The sequence below is a fragment of the Pseudoflavonifractor sp. An176 genome (assembly GCF_002160435.1).
In the GTDB taxonomy this organism is placed as follows: Bacteria; Bacillota; Clostridia; order Oscillospirales; family Oscillospiraceae; genus Enterenecus; species Enterenecus faecium.
The window spans coordinates 1-16,631 of sequence record NZ_NFKO01000007.1 but is presented as its reverse complement, the minus strand read 5'-3'; the positions used below and the strand labels follow the sequence as shown (position 1 = coordinate 16,631).

General features: G+C 47.3%; 22 protein-coding genes and 2 pseudogenes. 15 read left to right on the top strand and 9 right to left on the bottom strand.

Annotated features, from left to right (window positions below; all coding sequences use genetic code 11):
- The first annotated feature begins 143 nt into the window (after positions 1 to 143).
- The 3 genes from B5F12_RS05410 (at position 144) to B5F12_RS05405 (ending at position 1,343) form a co-directional block, all read left to right on the top strand.
- Positions 144 to 635: a hypothetical protein gene (locus B5F12_RS05410; protein WP_087231450.1), complete on the top strand. Its 492-nt coding sequence runs from the start codon at positions 144 to 146 to the stop codon at positions 633 to 635.
- Positions 629 to 862 carry a DUF6440 family protein gene (locus B5F12_RS11695; protein WP_143482336.1) on the top strand — a complete coding sequence of 78 codons (234 nt, stop codon included), beginning with the start codon at positions 629 to 631 and terminating at the stop codon, positions 860 to 862. Before B5F12_RS05410 ends, B5F12_RS11695 begins: the two co-directional genes overlap by 7 nt.
- Positions 863 to 1,112: 250 nt before the next feature.
- Positions 1,113 to 1,343: a hypothetical protein gene (locus B5F12_RS05405; protein ID WP_204221482.1), complete on the top strand. Its 231-nt coding sequence runs from the start codon at positions 1,113 to 1,115 to the stop codon at positions 1,341 to 1,343.
- Between the two features lie 319 nt (positions 1,344 to 1,662).
- Here B5F12_RS05405 and B5F12_RS05400 read toward each other — a convergent pair whose 3' ends face one another.
- Positions 1,663 to 1,860, bottom strand: coding sequence for a YlcI/YnfO family protein (locus tag B5F12_RS05400; RefSeq protein ID WP_087231447.1), 198 nt, complete (start codon positions 1,858 to 1,860; stop codon positions 1,663 to 1,665).
- A 291-nt stretch (positions 1,861 to 2,151) separates the two neighbouring features.
- Between B5F12_RS05400 and B5F12_RS05395 the strand changes: the two genes are divergently transcribed.
- Together B5F12_RS05395 and B5F12_RS05390 are read left to right on the top strand one after the other, a co-directional pair.
- Positions 2,152 to 2,973 (top strand): DUF5131 family protein, encoded by an 822-nt coding sequence (locus tag B5F12_RS05395; RefSeq protein WP_087231444.1) that lies wholly within the window; start codon positions 2,152 to 2,154, stop codon positions 2,971 to 2,973.
- 148 nt (positions 2,974 to 3,121) lie between these two features.
- Complete coding sequence (locus B5F12_RS05390; RefSeq protein ID WP_087231441.1) at positions 3,122 to 3,247, top strand: helix-turn-helix transcriptional regulator; 126 nt, start codon at positions 3,122 to 3,124, stop codon at positions 3,245 to 3,247.
- Between the two features lie 724 nt (positions 3,248 to 3,971).
- On the opposite strand, the pseudogene B5F12_RS05375 reads toward B5F12_RS05390, so the two are convergent.
- The 7 genes and pseudogenes from B5F12_RS05375 to B5F12_RS05345 all read right to left on the bottom strand — a co-directional run.
- Positions 3,972 to 4,394, bottom strand: a pseudogene (locus tag B5F12_RS05375) (chloramphenicol phosphotransferase CPT family protein); the annotation flags it as partial.
- 81 nt (positions 4,395 to 4,475) lie between these two features.
- Positions 4,476 to 4,970, bottom strand: a complete 495-nt coding sequence (lnu(C), locus tag B5F12_RS05370) for a lincosamide nucleotidyltransferase Lnu(C) (protein WP_019543803.1) — start codon at positions 4,968 to 4,970, stop codon at positions 4,476 to 4,478.
- Between the two features lie 23 nt (positions 4,971 to 4,993).
- Entirely contained in the window at positions 4,994 to 6,031 is a 1,038-nt protein-coding gene (locus tag B5F12_RS05365; RefSeq protein WP_058962567.1) for an IS1595-like element ISSag10 family transposase, read from the bottom strand.
- 90 nt (positions 6,032 to 6,121) lie between these two features.
- A pseudogene (locus B5F12_RS05360) lies at positions 6,122 to 6,250 on the bottom strand (zeta toxin family protein); the annotation flags it as partial.
- Between the two features lie 199 nt (positions 6,251 to 6,449).
- Positions 6,450 to 7,226 carry an aminoglycoside nucleotidyltransferase ANT(9) gene (gene ant(9) / locus B5F12_RS05355; protein ID WP_002578722.1) on the bottom strand — a complete coding sequence of 259 codons (777 nt, stop codon included), beginning with the start codon at positions 7,224 to 7,226 and terminating at the stop codon, positions 6,450 to 6,452.
- A gap of 24 nt (positions 7,227 to 7,250) precedes the next feature.
- Complete coding sequence (locus tag B5F12_RS05350) at positions 7,251 to 8,021, bottom strand: nucleoside phosphorylase (protein ID WP_002578723.1); 771 nt, start codon at positions 8,019 to 8,021, stop codon at positions 7,251 to 7,253.
- Positions 8,022 to 8,045: 24 nt separating this feature from the next.
- Positions 8,046 to 8,843, bottom strand: a complete 798-nt coding sequence (locus tag B5F12_RS05345; RefSeq protein ID WP_087231435.1) for a helix-turn-helix transcriptional regulator — start codon at positions 8,841 to 8,843, stop codon at positions 8,046 to 8,048.
- A 340-nt stretch (positions 8,844 to 9,183) separates the two neighbouring features.
- Between B5F12_RS05345 and B5F12_RS05340 the strand changes: the two genes are divergently transcribed.
- From B5F12_RS05340 to B5F12_RS05315, 6 genes are all read left to right on the top strand, one after another.
- Complete coding sequence (locus B5F12_RS05340) at positions 9,184 to 9,597, top strand: cysteine-rich VLP domain-containing protein (RefSeq protein ID WP_002588751.1); 414 nt, start codon at positions 9,184 to 9,186, stop codon at positions 9,595 to 9,597.
- Between the two features lie 111 nt (positions 9,598 to 9,708).
- Complete coding sequence (locus tag B5F12_RS05335; RefSeq protein ID WP_087231432.1) at positions 9,709 to 10,104, top strand: replication initiator protein A; 396 nt, start codon at positions 9,709 to 9,711, stop codon at positions 10,102 to 10,104.
- A gap of 183 nt (positions 10,105 to 10,287) precedes the next feature.
- Positions 10,288 to 11,232 carry a MobV family relaxase gene (mobV, locus tag B5F12_RS05330; RefSeq protein WP_087231429.1) on the top strand — a complete coding sequence of 315 codons (945 nt, stop codon included), beginning with the start codon at positions 10,288 to 10,290 and terminating at the stop codon, positions 11,230 to 11,232.
- Between the two features lie 72 nt (positions 11,233 to 11,304).
- Positions 11,305 to 11,499 carry a hypothetical protein gene (locus tag B5F12_RS05325; RefSeq protein WP_002334813.1) on the top strand — a complete coding sequence of 65 codons (195 nt, stop codon included), beginning with the start codon at positions 11,305 to 11,307 and terminating at the stop codon, positions 11,497 to 11,499.
- Positions 11,500 to 11,598: 99 nt separating this feature from the next.
- Entirely contained in the window at positions 11,599 to 13,221 is a 1,623-nt protein-coding gene (locus tag B5F12_RS05320; RefSeq protein ID WP_087231426.1) for a recombinase family protein, read from the top strand.
- Positions 13,222 to 13,282: 61 nt separating this feature from the next.
- A complete protein-coding gene (locus B5F12_RS05315) occupies positions 13,283 to 14,038 on the top strand; it encodes a hypothetical protein (RefSeq protein ID WP_087231423.1) in 756 nt (251 codons plus the stop codon).
- A gap of 67 nt (positions 14,039 to 14,105) precedes the next feature.
- Here B5F12_RS05315 and B5F12_RS05310 read toward each other — a convergent pair whose 3' ends face one another.
- Positions 14,106 to 14,630, bottom strand: coding sequence for a TetR/AcrR family transcriptional regulator (locus B5F12_RS05310; RefSeq protein ID WP_087231420.1), 525 nt, complete (start codon positions 14,628 to 14,630; stop codon positions 14,106 to 14,108).
- 123 nt (positions 14,631 to 14,753) lie between these two features.
- Here B5F12_RS05310 and B5F12_RS05305 point away from each other — a divergent pair, with 123 nt between their 5' ends.
- The 4 genes from B5F12_RS05305 to B5F12_RS05290 all read left to right on the top strand — a co-directional run bounded on the left by B5F12_RS05305 (position 14,754) and on the right by B5F12_RS05290 (position 16,510).
- Positions 14,754 to 15,125, top strand: a complete 372-nt coding sequence (locus tag B5F12_RS05305) for a hypothetical protein (RefSeq protein WP_087231417.1) — start codon at positions 14,754 to 14,756, stop codon at positions 15,123 to 15,125.
- Between the two features lie 233 nt (positions 15,126 to 15,358).
- The gene (locus tag B5F12_RS12160; RefSeq protein ID WP_242954902.1) at positions 15,359 to 15,769 is read left to right on the top strand and encodes a hypothetical protein; all 411 of its coding nucleotides are present in this window, start codon (positions 15,359 to 15,361) and stop codon (positions 15,767 to 15,769) included.
- Positions 15,748 to 15,951: a hypothetical protein gene (locus tag B5F12_RS05295; protein WP_087231414.1), complete on the top strand. Its 204-nt coding sequence runs from the start codon at positions 15,748 to 15,750 to the stop codon at positions 15,949 to 15,951. The genes B5F12_RS12160 and B5F12_RS05295 overlap by 22 nt, the downstream gene beginning before the upstream one ends.
- 103 nt (positions 15,952 to 16,054) lie before the next feature.
- Positions 16,055 to 16,510, top strand: coding sequence for a low molecular weight protein-tyrosine-phosphatase (locus B5F12_RS05290; protein ID WP_087231411.1), 456 nt, complete (start codon positions 16,055 to 16,057; stop codon positions 16,508 to 16,510).
- The last annotated feature ends 121 nt before the right edge of the window (positions 16,511 to 16,631 follow it).

Here is a 16,631-nt window from a genome sequence, read left to right as displayed (position 1 = left end):
TTGAATTGCTTGTGGAGATGTGAAGGTCTTGCGTACTTTTTCTTGCGTATTGAACAGAGTTGAGTTATACTGAATAAAAGTTAGGCAAATTCTTATTGTTAATTTCTTGCTTATCATTCTAGAAACGAGGAGGAGAATTTTTAATGTTTGAATTGATAGTTATAATAATTATTTGTATTGCTATATGGAAATTATGGATTGGTTATACAAACCATCTGCGAGAACAGAAAAATCGTCCTATAATGGAGCAAAGAGAGGAAAATTTACACCTACTGATCGAAGATGTATTAGCAACAGTTGATAGAGTAGCACCAAATTTTAAGTACATTACTATATATGCGAGCTATACGCGGAATTCGGACGACAAGCACTTTTTTGAGATTCAAAATGAAAAAAATGAAACGCTCAGATATAACTATAAAGCTCATGGATTTGACCCAGGTGATGAAGCAAAAAAACAACTTGCTATGGCAATCGCTCAAAAATATGGTGGCCGATGGGTTGAACATCAGAGGGATATATCACAGGATCGTCATGCAAGTTGGGTAATTGATAATTACCAAGTAATTGCTCACGAGGGGCTTCGGGAAATAGAAGAAGAAAAAAGAAGAAAGGATAGTATTCGTAAATGTTAGAATGGGAATTAAATAAGAATTTTATAAATTTAAACGGAAAAAGATATGATCATGAGATTCAAATAATGGTGGATGTTCGCACAGGAATTAATTATCTTTATATGCGTAACGGAGCAATTTGCCCTAGATATAATACGGATGGAACTTTTATGGTAACGCCTTCTCACGAAATAACCGAGTTAGTTAGTCATGCCACAAAAGAGGCTAAAGCAACTAACTATATATAGAATTATTTATAATAAAGTATTTCAAATCTGAGGTAGGCAAAAATATATCCGCATACGAAAGGCTATGAAATAATGAACATAAATAAGATATTCCATGATTGATAAGGATAAATTAAAATTTCGTTTGGAGACTTTCAATAATCAAAAATGGGATAAAAAATTTTACCGTATGTAACTCAGTTTTGGCCAGCATATAGGTCAAAATCTCTGGAGTTCATTATCAAACATGTGATTACAGCCATGGGAGAGAATGGCGAATTCCTCATCATTTTCTTTCGAATATGATCAAATTGAATTTGTGGTCTTAGATACTTATGAGGATATGGCAAAATTTCCAAAAGAACTCAAAGATGAGATTGGAAGAGATAAATTTTTGCTAATGGATAACTACAGAACTATTGAGAAGCTTTGGCCTGTCCATATCTTTGATAGCCAGTCACCGTTTATCAACGGCGAGAATGAACCTCTTGGCACAAAATGAACCCCCTAATGCTAAGGGGGGTCATTTGTATCACTATTAGAGTCATTTGCCAAAAAGGATCTGTTGCAAAATGCAGTTTTCAGACCCGAGCAAGAAATTTACGCATCAAAAAGTTAGTGAGAACCATCGCCTTGACGGTTCTCACTAACTTTTTTCTTTAGCCTGATTTTTCAAAATTCTATTTTGCAACAGCCCCTTTTTACTTATTACCTCTTCACTATTCACTTTTCACTAACTCCTCTGCCTGCCCGGGATTTTGGGCGTGAATAGGGAATAGGAAAGCGGGGCCGTCACCGATACTATCTGAATCATCTAACTACTATGGATGCCGCTCCTCACACGACGCATCCCCTTCATGAATATCCTCCAGGGCCGTGCGGACTGCGGCAATCACAAAGGCAGAAAACGTACAATTTTTCCCCTGAATTGCCTGTTCCACTTCTTCTACTACGTCGCTGGGAAAGCGAATGGTCTTGTTGACGGTGGGCGGCGTGGATGGTATCTCAAATCTGGCCATAGATGTTTCCTCGCAATACTTTTGTATTGCAATTAGTCTATCGCACGATTTCTGGAAAGTATGCATTGCATTTGCAATGCATACTTGGTATGATGGAAGCGAGGTGATATCTTGCGGCCCTCTGTTACATCTTCCTACCTGGCTTCACATTCACGTCCGGGCGAATGGTCCTGTCAATTTTCCCGAGTTCCCGCTTAATGGTAAGATGTTCGTGACTCCTCCTTGACGCTCTCCCATCCAAAACTTATACTGTATCTACCCATACCCCTGGAGGAAGGAGGAACGCCCACCATGAGTCGGGATATCTGGAACCCCTGGCACGGCTGCCGCAAGTTCAGCGAGGGCTGCGACCACTGCTACATGTTTTACCAGGACAGCCAGCGGGACCGCTTTGGCGGCGACATTTACAAGGTCAAAACCAACTTTAACCTGCCCTTGAAAAAGGACCGACAGGGCAACTATAAAATCAAGAGCGGAGAATCCCTCCGGGTATGTATGACCAGCGACTTCTTTCTGGAAGAGGCGGACCCGTGGCGGGACGAGGTGTGGGACATGATACGCCAGCGCTCCGACGTCCACTTCTTCCTCCTGACCAAGCGGGCCCACCGCATCCGGGAGTGCCTACCCTGGGACTGGCTGGACGGCTGGGACCACGTGTCCCTGAATGTCACGGCAGAAAACCAACGGCGGGCCGACGAGCGGCTCCCCATCCTCCTGGACATTCCCGCCAAACACAAGGGCGTCATGGTAGCCCCCTTTCTAGGTCCGGTGGATTTGGCCCCCTACCTAGCCACTGGGCAACTGGAACACGTGATCGCAGACGGGGAAAACTACGAAGGAGCCAGGCCCTTGCACTATGAATGGGTAAAACAGCTCTATGACCAGTGCCGACAATATCAGGTGCCCTTTACCTTCTTTGGCACCGGGGACCGTTTTGTGAAAGACGGGAAGGCGTATCACATCTGCAAAGCCTATCAGCATGTGCAGGCCCTGCGCTCCGGGCTGCAATATCCCGCCCCAGCTCAGGAGGTTCCCCTGCAAAAGCGGTGCGCCACCTGTGCCCGGCGTGAGACCTGCAACGGGTGCCGCTGGTGCGGCCGATGCCAGCCCTAGCAGCGTCCCATGGAAACAAGCTTCCACATGGGACGCTTTTTTCGTGGAAATCTTTTGTTTCCTCCCCACGCAACAAATCGTTGCTTGCCATTTGGGGGTCTTCTCCCCTATCATAGTGGAGAACTCCCCAGAAAAGGAAGGTGCCCGTATGGTTGGCAAGAACATCAAAAAATTTCGCACGGCAAAACAGATGACCCAGGACGAGCTGGCCCAGCAGCTCAACGTGACCCGTCAGGCGGTGTCCAATTGGGAGAACGGGGGTTCACTTAGATAAAGATACCACATCAATCCCACGCTGACTTTTGCTCAACCGATACAGCCGGAGGGCTGGATAACAAGAAAAGGCGGTATGCGCCCCGTGGAGGGGTAGCGTACCGCCTTTTCTTGTGGGGGTTTCCAAAGGGGGCAACGCCCCCATTTGGCACACGACTTTGCGAAGCAAAGTGTAGTGTGTTATACGCTCTGTCGGCGTTGCCGTGAAAATGCCGTTGCCGCCGGGGAGGGCAAGGGCATTTGGAGCGGCAGGAAAACAGGGCTGTGCTTGCGTGGCGTAGAGCCGTAAGCACAGGTCTGGTTTCAACAGCAGACTGGGCGTATATGAAAGCCCCCGTCCCTCGTCCTACGCTCCGACTTGTGGACAAAGTGTCCCGAAGTTGTGGCTACACTCCCGGAAAAGTAACAGGACAGCGGGCAACCGTCAAGGCTGAAATGAACGGGCTTACACCCGGCCTTGACCGCCACCCGCCGTTCCGCTGAATGGGTGAACAAGGCGACCAATCCCTCAAAGTGCTTGGCCGCTCTCTTTCTGATTTTGGAGTGTTTCTTTTCTCATAATTGAAATGGGCGGGAAGCCATTTTAGGGCTTTCCCGCCTTGATTGCCCATCAGCAAAGCCAGACGGAACGGTCAACGGCGGCGCATGAAATGCGCCGTTCATCTTGACCGTTAACTGGCTTTGCTATTTCTCTGATAAATGAAATTTCGATTTTTAGAAATCGTTTAAGATAGCAATGCGGCTCCACTTGAAATTTTTTCTTTTACTGCAAAAACAGCCTCTTGGATAGAATAGGTTGTCGTTTCTATAACATTCGATTCATATATCCCCAAATTACAAAATTGCTCCCACATTGTTTCTACTAATTCAACATTTGTTTTTCTGTCTAATTTTGAACGTTCCACAGCTCGTTTCATAGTTTCTTCTTTACTGGCTCTTAAAACAATATAGTGTACTTCATAATCTTCTCGAACAAGGGCTCTCCATGGTTCTAAAAACCACGGCCCGACAATTCCATCTACAATTACATCATATCCGCCGCGGGCATAGCGCTTTGCAGCTTCTAAAAAGGCTTCAATGACAACTAAATTTTGTTCGTTGGACTCTGGTAAATGCGGCGGTATTGCTCCTTTGCTTAAATAATGAAAGGCTATGTCACAACAAACAGTTGATAAATAGCCATTTTTATAGGGGAGTATCAGAACTCCCCTACAAACTGTTATTTGCAGTTATCTATACTCATTTGGAATTTCGATATGAAGTGTCTCACACAATAACTTCACATCATGTGCATCATTTTCATCAAACTCGTATCCCAGATGGAACATTACTTGACTATATGGTTCAATACAGGAAACCTCTATTTCCTCAATTCTTCCTTTACCCGAAAAAGTTTCTACCGGAAAACAATCCCCATCATAAAGAATTTCACCTTCGTCCGTATATTCAAAACAATGCAAATCAATAATTCTGTTTTTCAAATCTTCCCATACAGTATGGTTCAATGTTGTATATTCCATCTTAATCTCATAAAAGCCATTAGCTTTCATTATTTCTATAAAGTTCTGATAATCGTTCTTTTCTACAAAAATGTCAATATCATTATGGGCTCTTGACTGATATCCAAGAAGAGCATCTACACCCCAGCCACCATCAAGAAAGACTTTAATCTCCGCATCTATTGCAAATTGAAGAATCTGTTTTACATCTGTTATATTGACCATCTTATCATCTCCACAAATTCTAATTAGGCGACCAGAGGAACTGCTGGTCTGTTTGATAAATCTCTGCATTTAGCAGTTTTCAATGTTGCCAAAACGAAAGTTAAGAAGATGTTCCTTTTCTCCATGTCGCTTTCTTTGGCGTAATTTACAAGGTTATTCCACACAAGATAGTTGTTCAGATACTTGGTAGAAACACCGTTAAAGCCACGCATAAACCTCTTTAGCTGGCTATGGTAGCTATTGATATGTTGGATATTATAAATGCCTTTCTTGGCTTTGCCAGTCTTTAACTGCACAAGGTCAATGCCATTGGCATTTGTAAATCTCACATAGGAGTTCATCTTGTCCGTAACAAGAGTGGAATTGGTCTTAATCCTACCATCATAAATATGATGTAAATCTATTGTAGAAACTCTACCAGTATTCGTAATCTTGGAGATAGACAAGCCATTCCTATTAACCGCACAAGGAACACATACCTTTTCTTGGGACAAGCCTCTGATATGTGTAGAATGACCACGCTTATGAGCCTTGCGTGGCATAGCAAATGTCTTACTCTTGCTATGATTGCCCTTGTACGAGATGGCGAAAAAAGTTTCGTCAGCCTCAATAATGCCGTCAAGGGTAACATCGTCTGCCATATTCTGAAGTGCATCCAAAATCTTGTGTCTCCAAAGGAATGCGGTGTTTCTGTGAATCCCACAAGCAACAGCAGTCTTACGAATGGATAAGCCATTCATCATACAATCAATGTACTGCTCCCACACGGACAAGTCTTTTCTTGTACCAGACACAATGGAGTTCGTAGCAATCACGAAGGACTTGCCACAATCCTTACATACATATCGCTGTGTGCCATCTTTACGATGACCATTGCGAACCACATGGATACAGCCACAAAGAGGGCATACACGACCATTTGCAAAGCGTTCCTTTGCTACGAAATCTTCAATATTCAAAGACTTTACAAAGGCAGGACTTAAAAGCATTGTTTTAAGGCTTTCCTGCTCTGCGACAGTCAACTTACCGATAATATCTAATGCGTCTTTGATAGTAGGCATATCCAATTACCTCCTTCGGTGGTACTGTTTCTTACTATTATTATACGCTATTTCTCGTCAAAAATCAACCATTTGTTGTGACAGAGCCTAATGAAAAAAGTCGTCTGTGTGCATATGCACAGATTTATCCATGTTCGATTCTTTTGCGACAATCGACGCAGTTGTTGTCTTTCCTGTTCCCGGCGAACCTGTAATCACAATAATTCTTCCTTGATTCATCTACATTCTCCCTCGCAATTCAGATTTACCGCTCTCTTTCTGATTTTGGAGCGTTTCTTCTCTCAAGATTGAAATGGGCGGGAAGCCATTTTAGGGCTTTCCCGCCTTGATTGCCCATCAGCAAAGACGGGCGGGACTGTCAACGGCGGCGCATTTATGCGCCGTTCATCTTGACCGTTGATTGGCCCCGCTAACTTTGCTACTCTGTTCTAAGTAATTCCTCAATTTGTTTTTTCATATATTCTACAAGTGCCATCGCTTCCTTTTCTACAGTCTCCCATTCATCAGACAAATTTCCCAAATAAGCTTCCTTTGCCGTTGTTAGCAGGGGGGGAAATCTCTCCGGCAATTTTAAAATTACCCATTTTGCGGCAACATCTTTTGTCGTGATTTCTTCTGTTACTAAAGTAAACCACATTCGTGATAAGGTTAATAACACATTTCTTTCATCACCCTTAAAGCTGGAAATCAAACCAGGTAAAGAAAACCGAATTGCTTTTTTAATTTCGTGAAATGGGATAGCGGGAATAAGCTCTTTGCTTTCCGCCCCCTTCAAAGTTATGCTATTTTTTCTTGCTTGCCATAATAAAATCATTATATCTGGGTCATTGCAGGCTTGCGGATATTCTCCTGCTTCCATCTCTCCCCTTAGCCATTCACCATACATATACTGACATTTTGGCGGAAATTGCAACGGAACAATATCAGATTGATTGATAATAGTTACCTCTAAAGGTCTTTTTTCAATACAGCCTACGGAGCCAGAAATTTTCAATAATTGCTTTGTTAGATCTGCTCTGATTGAATTACTCAATTCTTGTTTAGTAATTATCAGTATATCTATATCACTATCTGGACGCAGCCCATTCATTGTTGCTGAACCATATAAATATATCCCCAATATTTGACCTTGTAATATGGTTTCTGCTATTGAAATAACTTGATTTACTTGTTGTGGAAATTCATTTATATTCATTGTAACTCCTATATGTATTTATTTTTACTCCTCAACAACTGATAAAACAGCGTCTAAGGCTAATTCTAAGGCTATGGATATACTTGTTTTTCCCCATTCTCTTTCTTGGTATTTATGAGGGTCTGCAAGAGTATCGGCTGAAAAAAGCAGCATAGCCCATGTAACTTTTCTAAATTTTGCACACGCCGCCAATGCGGAACATTCCATTTCTACTACTTGACATCCCTCTTCTTTCCGATACTGAACCATTTCTACTGTTTCTCGATAAAAACCGTCTGTTGTCCATGTTTTAACTTCCCAATATGGTATATTCTTTTGGCTTAAAGCAGATTCAATCGCATTTATACCAGCCTTTGAAATCTCTACTTCTCGGGAGGGAGGAAGATAATGGTAAGATGTTCCCTCATCTCTCAATGCAGAAACAGGTATCAAAAATCTATTTTCCGGGATGTCTTCCAATACGCCGCAGGAGCCGACGGAAATAATCTTTGTTACACCCCCTGCAATTAAATATTCTAAAACTTGGACGGCAGCAGCACTTCCCACAGGAGCCGGACATAGACATATTTTCTCCTGATTATAAAGACATTCATAAATAGGATATCGTCTTGTTGCACTTTCAAATTCATCTATCTGTATTCCATCATGGGTATGTGCATAATTTTCAACCTCGTCTCCTAAAAAAGCAAACACTGCTTTTGCAGGAAAACATTTTTTCCCATTTCCCGGCTGAAAAACAGCTTTTGATGCGGTATCGTACTCTAAAACAGGGTAGTCATGCTTTACTAATGGCATATTATTATCTCGAATAACAGGCTATTATTCTATTCCTTTCATCATCTTTTTTGCCAACTGCTTGAACAGGTCGGCAGTTTCTTCATCCATCGGTGCAAGCTGTCCGATCTGTCCGGCAACCATCGCCGTTACATCGTCAATGGAAAGCGGGTTTTGCTTCTGTTCCGCCAATGCGTCCCGCATGGCTTGGAACATCGCGGCGGTCACAGCTTCTCCCGGCTGTTCCCCGTTGTCAATGTCTTTCTTAATATCCCGCAGGATAGCAAGGAACACATTTTTGATTTTCTCAATCTCCGCCTCATGTTCCCCCATCTTCTGGGCGTTCAAAAGCTGTAAATCCTGCTTTGCTTCCGCCCGGTGTTCCGGGTGTTCTTTCATCAGGTCGGACAGGGAAGCCGTTGCCATCTCGATAAGCTGGTTTCTTGCTGTTATGCCTTTTGCCGCTGTGTCCTGAAAATAAATCCGTATCAAATCTATCAGCTTAGGAAAATTCCTATGTTCCAACAGGCGGTTGAGGATTTGCACATCAACAGCACCCGTCACAAGCCCCCTCACGGCTCCCTCGGACAAGCCTAATTCAGAAATATCGTAGCTTTTACGAACGCTCACGGTAGACAAGCCCAGTATGTAGTCTGTCGATACCTTAAATTCCTTTGCTACACCTATGAGAATATCACTGCTGACCGTTCTTGTTTCGCCGCTGACAATGCGGCTCAACTGGGAAGCGGAAACGCCTATCTTCTCCGCAAGTTCCTTTTGTGTGATGTGGTTCCCGTTGCATAAATCGGAAATCCGCTGTCCGGGTGTTCCGGGTAAAGCCATAGATACGCACCTCCTCCGCATACTTCCATTATACAGAATGATTGCAAAAATGCAATTTCCAAAGTGTAAACTTCATCAAAATGCAATTCTCGCAATATTCCGGGAATTGCATTTTTTTCGTGTAGACTTAGGGTAGTTCATCGATGGACGGCACCTTGAAAACAGAATGACCGTCCGAAAAGGAATACCCCGGCTGGGGAAGCACCGCAAGGAGCCGGACTTCGGGACAAAATGTCCCGAAGTTGCGGGGAGCGTGCCAACGCCGGAACACGCCGCAGGAATGAGGCAGGAAGCCTTTTCGGGGGGGGAACGGCAACGGAAAGCAAAATGGAGGGAACGCATGAGAGATAACCCCTATAAAGACTTGCCGCCGCTGGAACGCAGGCCGGACGGTTCCCTTTACCGCATGACCCCGGCGCAGAGAAAACAGGCGGCCAGCCTGATACGCCGGGAGTGCTGTTGCTGTGAGGACGGCAACTGCATTGTCCTTGACGATGGGGACACCTGCACCTGTCCGCAGACGATTTCTTTCTCGGTCTGCTGTAAGTGGTTCCGCTGGGCGGTCTTGCCGCTGGACGGGACGCTGGAAGCGGAGATTTTCCGGGATAAGGACTTGAAACGCTGTGAGGTCTGCGGCGGTGTGTTCGTCCCCAAATCCAACCGGGCAAAATACTGCCCCGGCTGTGCCGCCAGAGTTCACAGGCGGCAGAAAACAGAAAGTGAACGGAAAAGGAGGTCTGCTGTGGACAGTTAGGAGCGAAAAAAGCCTTGATTTATCAGGCTTCGCAAGCCCCAAACCGGGGCAGGTGGTATAAAGTATCGCCCGCCCCGGAAAACGGGCTTCTAACCGTCCACAAAACGCACTATGACAAATACCATCTATATCCATCAGCCGGAAAGGGCGTTCAGCTTCACCCGGCTCCCGAATTTCCTCTTTGAAGCCCCCACGTTCAAGCTCCTGTCCAACGAGGCAAAGGTTCTGTATGCCTTTATTCTGCGCCGGACAGAGTTATCCCGCAAAAATGGGTGGGCGGATGACTGCGGACGGATTTTCCTGTATTTCCCTATCTGTGAAGTGGTCACATTGCTCCATTGTGGGCGGCAAAAAGCGGTGAACACCCTGCGGGAACTGCAATACGCCGGACTGGTGGAAATCCAGAAGCAGGGCTGTGGAAAACCCAACCGCATTTTCCCAAAATCCTATGAAGCGGTTCCAAACACCGACTTCAAGAAATCCCGTTCTGGTACGCCGGAGGACTGAAAACCGTACCCTTGAAGTACGGAAATCAATCTTGAGAAGTAGGAAAACCAGACGGTATATAGAAATACAAAGATTAAAATGATTTATTTATATCCATTCCATTCTTATCGTATCAGAGATAATTCCGGCGGGATTTTCCCTGTAGAAAACCCCGGATAGGAAAGGAATGGGGAAAGGAGCAGAATGGCACAACACGCAATTTTGCGGTTTGAGAAGCACAAGGGCAACCCGGCAAGGCCGCTGGAAGCCCATCACGAAAGACAGAAAGAACAGTATACCAGCAATCCCGACATTAACACAAGCCGGAGCAAATACAACTTCCATATCGTCAAGCCGGAGGGACGCTATTACCACTTCATTCAGAGCCGTATCGAGCAGGCCGGGTGCCGAACACGCAAGGACAGCACACGGTTTGTCGATACGCTGATAACCGCCAGCCCGGAGTTTTTCAAGGGGAAATCCCCAAAGGAGATACAGGCGTTTTTCCAGCGGGCGGCGGACTTCCTCATTGGCCGGGTAGGACGGGAAAATATCGTGTCGGCGGTGGTACACATGGACGAGAAAACGCCCCACCTGCATTTGACCTTTGTTCCGCTGACAAAGGACAACCGCCTGTGTGCAAAGGAGATTATCGGCAACCGGGCAAACCTGACGAAGTGGCAGGACGATTTTCACGCCTACATGGTGGAGAAATACCCGGATTTGGAGCGTGGGGAGAGTGCCAGCAAGACAGGCCGGAAGCATATCCCCACCCGGCTTTTCAAACAGGCGGTTTCCCTCTCCAAACAGGCCAGAGCCATTGAAGCCGCCCTTGACGGCATTAACCCATTGAACGCCGGAAAGAAAAAAGAGGAAGCCCTCTTCATGCTGAAAAAGTGGTTCCCGCAGATGGAGAACTTCTCCGGGCAGTTGAAAAAGTACAAGGTCACAATCAATGACCTGCTGGAAGAAAACAAAAAGCTGGAAGCAAGGGCAAAGGCCAGTGAAAAAGGCAAGATGAAAGATACGATGGAACGGGCAAAGCTGAAAAGCGAACTGGACAATTTACAGCGGCTGGTTAACCGTATCCCGCCGGATATACTGGCGGAACTGAAACGTCAGCAGCGGCACACGGTAAAGGAAAGGTGATAGATATAAGCAGAAATTTTCGCCGCCTTTGTGCGGCATTGTACCTTGAAAACTGAATATGGAGGACACTGGATGGCAAAAAGTGAAAGCGATATTTTTACACCCCGAACAGGGCAGGTTATACAAGCAGAGAACGGCACGCAGTATTTTGTATGTGGGAACAACCGTATAAAAATCTCCGAACACTTCGCCGCAGGCGGGAAGCCCCTCGGTGATCTGATTGTAGATGTGGTGCGGCATACCGCAGAAAAAGCCGCTTCAACCTGATAGCCCATCATTGATAACACGCCCACGCTTATGATATAATCGCCATAGAGCAAAAGTATTGTAAGCGTGGGTTGTTTCTTTAGAAGGAGGATTTTTACGGTGAAACAACCTTACAATACTACGATTTACAACACGGCGCTTTATATGAGATTGAGCCGGGACGATGAACTGCAAGGAGAAAGCGGGAGTATTCAGACACAACGCATGATGCTCCGGCAATATGCCGCCGAGCATGGCCTGAATGTCATAGATGAATATATCGACGATGGATGGTCTGGAACGAACTTTGACAGGCCGGATTTTCAGAGAATGATTGATGACATTGAGGACAGGAAAATCAACTGCGTTGTTACGAAGGATTTATCCCGCTTAGGCAGAAACTACATTCTGACCGGCCAGTACACGGAAATCTACTTTCCCAGCAAAGGCGTCCGCTATATCGCTGTCAATGACAATGTGGACACCATCAACGGAGAGAATGAGCTTGCCCCATTCCTCAACATTCTGAATGAAATGCACGCCCGCCAGACCAGCAAAAAGGTAAAGGCGGCCATGCGGACACGGTTCGCAAATGGCGCACACTATGGAGCCTATGCTCCGCTTGGCTATGTCAAAGACCCAGATAAGAAAGGCCATCTTCTGATTGACCCGGAAACAAGGTGGATTATCGAAAAGATTTTTGACCTTGCCGTTCATGGCCGGGGAGCCGCCAGCATTACACGGATTTTGGTCGAAGAAAAAGTACCTACTCCCGGCTGGCTGAATTTCCAGAGATACGGCACTTTCGCAAATATCTATGCCGGAGCGCCGGAGGAAAAAGCCTATGCGTGGACGATAGCGCAGGTGAAAAGTATTCTGAAAGAGGAAACCTATATCGGACACAGCGTCCACAATAAGCAGACCAATATTTCATTCAAAAACAAGAAGAAAGTACGCAAGCCAAAAGAGGAATGGTATCGTGTGGAGAACACCCACGAAGCGATTATTTCCGAAGATGTGTTCCGTCAAGTACAGGAGCAGATTTGCAACAGGCGCAGACGGCAGAAGAACGGCACAACACAGATATTTTCCGGGCTGGTAAAATGTGCGGACTGCGGCTGGTCGCTGGCCTATGGTATGAACAGCCAGAACAAAAATCCCTATGCCCACTACCATTGTAGCAAGTACGGGCAAGGATTGCACCAGTGTTCCATGCACTATATCCGCTATGATGTGCTTTACGCCTATGTCCTTTCCCGTCTGCAATACTGGTCTGTGCTGGCACAGCAGGATGGGGACAAACTTCTGAAACGGCTACTTAACGCCAGCGACAAGGAACGCAATACTGCAAGGAAGCGGCAGACAGCCGAACTGAAAAAGGCGGAAAAGCGCAAAGCAGAAGTAGACACCCTGTTTGCAAAAATGTATGAGGACTGGTCTGCCGGACGCATTACAGAATACAATTTCAATATGCTGTCCGAAAAGTATCAGGGCGAACAGCGAGAATTGGACGCAAAAATTGAACGGCTTCACGAAGCGATGGAGGCCGCCGCCCAGACAGCGGTTGACGCTGAAAAGTGGATAGGTCTGATGAAACAGTATGTCAATCCCACAGAATTGACGGCTGAACTTCTGAATACGCTGATTGAAAAAATCCTTGTCCATGAAGCGGTCAAAAGTGAGGACGGAAGCCGGGAACGGGAGGTAGAAATCTTCTACCGCTTTATCGGCAAAATCGAATGACACATCTTGAGATACCCAACAATATCTTTAACTAAGGGAAACCGGTATCTGCCTGCCAGACGTGTCCGTCTATCTGGAACTGTGCGAGATTCTGGGCATCACCATCAACGAGTTTCTCGCCGGAGAAGACATCCCCCGGGAAGACCTCCCAGCCAAATCGGAAGACAATCTCATCCAAGTGACCCAGGACAGCCAGCATCGACAGCGAAGGCTCAAGCAGGTCATCGCCACTCTGATGGCCCTCACCCTGCTGGTTTGCGGCTGCCTGGGCGTGGTCCTCTACAGGCACTTCTCCCAACCTCAAAACTACATCCAGGCACTAGACCAGAATGGCCCGGAGGTAACGACAGCGGAGCTATTGTCCCAGAACGATGGAGCCATGCTCTTCCGGTTTTACGCCAAAAAACCTTATCACCAACTGACGGTGTATCAGTATGAGTATCGCTCCGGAGAGCTGGTAGGCAAAACAGCGGTGGCAGATCTTTTATCCACAGGCGAAACCGCCTGGTCCGACGGTATGCTGGCCTTCATTCCGGAATTTGAAGCTTCCAGAGTGCGTCTGGTGGTCACCAACGATGGCACCACGCACACCAAGGAACTCCCCATTCTAGAGGGTGTCGAGGACATTACCTCCTACATCCGAGGCTCCACTCAGGTAGAGGGAACCCTTCCCATCGCCGATGATACTGAGCAAGGCCTGCTGGCGCTGGGCTATGGGAAATGGGGACTGGCGCCCCTCTCCCTAGAGCAATTGGAGCAAGGACACGCAGAGCCATCCATGGACTTTGCATATTACTTTTCCGTGGTCTTCTCATAATGATCATACACGTTTTCAAGCCACCTGCCCTTCTCTCTGGGGCAGGTGGCTCATTCTATTTTTCTATCTACTCTCTCCCCCGATACTCGCTTTTCACGATTTCAAACATCTCCTCTGGGGTCTCCTGGCATCCCCCTTCCAGCCACAGTTTGATGATACTGGTCAGACCGCTTTTGAAAAACTCCATGTGATAGCGAATAAAGCGGTTTTGGAAATGTCTTTTTGCCAGCTCCATATCATAGGCAATGATTTTATAGTTGTTGTCATACCCCAGTTTAAAATAGGTACGGTAGAAAATCTGGTTGGCCTGAATATGGCGGAACAGTTTGAGATAGTCGTTGCTGTTGACGCCTGAGGTAATCTCCTCTTGATACAACTCGGCCAAGTTGGTCTCCAGTTTGTCCCGGATGGAGTCCGCCAGGGCGTAGATGTCCGCAAAATTGGCGTAAAAGGTAGTTCGGTTCACCCCCGCCCGCTTGCACAGCTCAGAGACGGTGATCTGGCCCAGTTCCTTGGTCTGCAACAGGTCCAGGAATATCTTCTCCATGCGTTCCACCGACTCCCGCCTGCGCTTATTGTTGGGTGTATTCATATGCTCTCCTTTATCTCAACACTTGTTGTGACATTGATGATTGTTTTCTCCTCTGGCGGAAATTATACTACACTTAGACTGAGGCAACAACTGTTGTGTTAATGAATTTTGGAGGTGCAAATCATGAAGAAAAGTACGTTTGTGGCCATGCTGCTGGGAACCGTGAGCGGCGTACTCTTTGCCCTTGGCATGTGCATGGCGCTCATTCCCGACTGGTATTCTTTTGGCCCCGGTGTGGCGCTGGGTTGTGCCGGCATTGCGCTTGGACTGGTCGCCGTGGCGGTATGGCGGCACATGGAGCACAAGCAGCCCATCCAGATTTCCCGGAAAGCGGTGGCATCCGTGGCCGTGGGCATTGTGGGGGCCTTGGCCCTGGGCATAGGCATGTGCTTTACCATGGTATGGAATCAGCTGGTTCTGGGGATTGGCATCGGCCTTGTGGGGATTGTGGTGCTGCTCTGCCTGCTCCCCCTGACCAAGGGCATCCGGGCTTGAGACCCCTACGCCATCGTTTCTATACGGCCCCCTTTTTTCGTTCCGCCGTGCTCCCTCTGGTGGGAAACTGCCTGTATGCCCTGTACCACGGTATCTTGGGCTTTGTCTATGCCTCGCTTTGGTATCGGTCGATGTGTATCTTCTACAGCATCTTGGCTGTGGCTCGGTTCTGTGCTCTGTTAACCGGACGGGCAAGTGCAAGAAGAAATTGCATCGTATCCTGGCGATTTGTGATGGTGGTATGCGGTATTCTGCTCCTTGTACTCAGTGGCAGCCTGACCTGGATCATAGAAATCAGCCTCTCTCAGCACATTGCCACCGCCTATGACACGGTGACGATGATTACTATAGCCACCTATACCTTCTATAAAATTACGGTGGCCGCGGTCCAAAGAGTTCGGCATTGGGACACCTCTCCCCTGTCGGTGGTCATCCGCAACATCCGATATGCGGAGGTGGCGGCTTCGGTATTGACGTTGCAGCGGTCCATGTTGGTCTCCTTCGGCACATCGGAACACACACCTTCCCAGTGGATGAATGCCCTGACCGGTGCTGCCGTCTGTGCCTTCATTCTATCTCTAGGCATTTATCTAATCTGGAAATCGAGAAAGGAAGTTGAACCATGGCAAAATCCAAACTTGTAAACGCAAATGAAAAAATCGCAGAAAAAGTCACCGCCACCTTTGGCGCCATTCAAGACCGCGTGGTAGGTGGCTACACCAAAATGGAAGACGCCTTTGTGGACCGCTATCTCACCCGGGACGGGGAGAGCGTAGAGGAGGCAAAAGCACGGCTGAAACGGGAGCTGGAGGAGTCGAAGCGGTAAGTTGCCCCGCCCCCCTCTCCATTCCGCCTGGAAATTTAGGATGAAACCAGGGCCCTGATGTGGTACAATACCTGTATCCTGCAACAGAAGGGAAATCATTGAAATGACAAAGATCTTGTTTGTATGCCACGGCAACATCTGTCGAAGCCCCATGGCGGAATTCGTGATGAAACATCTGGTCAAAGAGGCCGGGGTAGCGGACCAGTTCTCCATTGCCTCTGCCGCCACCAGCACCGAAGAGATCGGCAACCCCGTCTATCCCCCTGCCGCCCGCACCCTGGCCGCCCACGGTGTCCCCTGCTCTGGCCACGCCGCCCGCCAGTTGCGCAAGGCGGACTATGAGAGCTACGACCTGCTCATTGGTATGGACGACGCCAACATCCGCAACATGCAGCGTATGTGCGGCGGCGATCCCCAGGGGAAAATCCACCAGCTTCTGGACTACACAGACCGTCCAGGAGAGGTGGCAGACCCCTGGTACACCGGCAACTTCGAGGCCACTTGGCGGGATGTATGGGAGGGCTGCAACGGCCTTCTGGCACAGCTGCGCCAGCACTAATATCACCTGGGCAAATCGAGTAGGAGGCTACCCATTAGTTGAGTAGCCGTCCTCTCACACCACCGTGCATACCGTTCGGTACACGGCGGTTCAATCGCATAAGTGCTGTTTACGAATTTGC

Bases quoted from the DNA above. Each gene is read 5' to 3' on its own strand.
- B5F12_RS05410 (WP_087231450.1), top strand. From the start codon at position 144: ATGTTTGAATTGATAGTTATAATAATTATTTGTATTGCTATATGGAAA.
- B5F12_RS11695 (WP_143482336.1), top strand. From the start codon at position 629: ATGTTAGAATGGGAATTAAATAAGAATTTTATAAATTTAAACGGAAAA.
- B5F12_RS05405 (WP_204221482.1), top strand. From the start codon at position 1,113: ATGGCGAATTCCTCATCATTTTCTTTCGAATATGATCAAATTGAATTT.
- B5F12_RS05400 (WP_087231447.1), bottom strand. From the start codon at position 1,860: ATGGCCAGATTTGAGATACCATCCACGCCGCCCACCGTCAACAAGACC.
- B5F12_RS05395 (WP_087231444.1), top strand. From the start codon at position 2,152: ATGAGTCGGGATATCTGGAACCCCTGGCACGGCTGCCGCAAGTTCAGC.
- B5F12_RS05390 (WP_087231441.1), top strand. From the start codon at position 3,122: ATGGTTGGCAAGAACATCAAAAAATTTCGCACGGCAAAACAGATGACC.
- B5F12_RS05365 (WP_058962567.1), bottom strand. From the start codon at position 6,031: ATGCCTACTATCAAAGACGCATTAGATATTATCGGTAAGTTGACTGTC.
- B5F12_RS05350 (WP_002578723.1), bottom strand. From the start codon at position 8,021: ATGCCATTAGTAAAGCATGACTACCCTGTTTTAGAGTACGATACCGCA.
- B5F12_RS05345 (WP_087231435.1), bottom strand. From the start codon at position 8,843: ATGGCTTTACCCGGAACACCCGGACAGCGGATTTCCGATTTATGCAAC.
- B5F12_RS05340 (WP_002588751.1), top strand. From the start codon at position 9,184: ATGAGAGATAACCCCTATAAAGACTTGCCGCCGCTGGAACGCAGGCCG.
- B5F12_RS05335 (WP_087231432.1), top strand. From the start codon at position 9,709: ATGACAAATACCATCTATATCCATCAGCCGGAAAGGGCGTTCAGCTTC.
- mobV (WP_087231429.1), top strand. From the start codon at position 10,288: ATGGCACAACACGCAATTTTGCGGTTTGAGAAGCACAAGGGCAACCCG.
- B5F12_RS05325 (WP_002334813.1), top strand. From the start codon at position 11,305: ATGGCAAAAAGTGAAAGCGATATTTTTACACCCCGAACAGGGCAGGTT.
- B5F12_RS05310 (WP_087231420.1), bottom strand. From the start codon at position 14,630: ATGAATACACCCAACAATAAGCGCAGGCGGGAGTCGGTGGAACGCATG.
- B5F12_RS05305 (WP_087231417.1), top strand. From the start codon at position 14,754: ATGAAGAAAAGTACGTTTGTGGCCATGCTGCTGGGAACCGTGAGCGGC.
- B5F12_RS12160 (WP_242954902.1), top strand. From the start codon at position 15,359: ATGGTGGTATGCGGTATTCTGCTCCTTGTACTCAGTGGCAGCCTGACC.
- B5F12_RS05295 (WP_087231414.1), top strand. From the start codon at position 15,748: ATGGCAAAATCCAAACTTGTAAACGCAAATGAAAAAATCGCAGAAAAA.
- B5F12_RS05290 (WP_087231411.1), top strand. From the start codon at position 16,055: ATGACAAAGATCTTGTTTGTATGCCACGGCAACATCTGTCGAAGCCCC.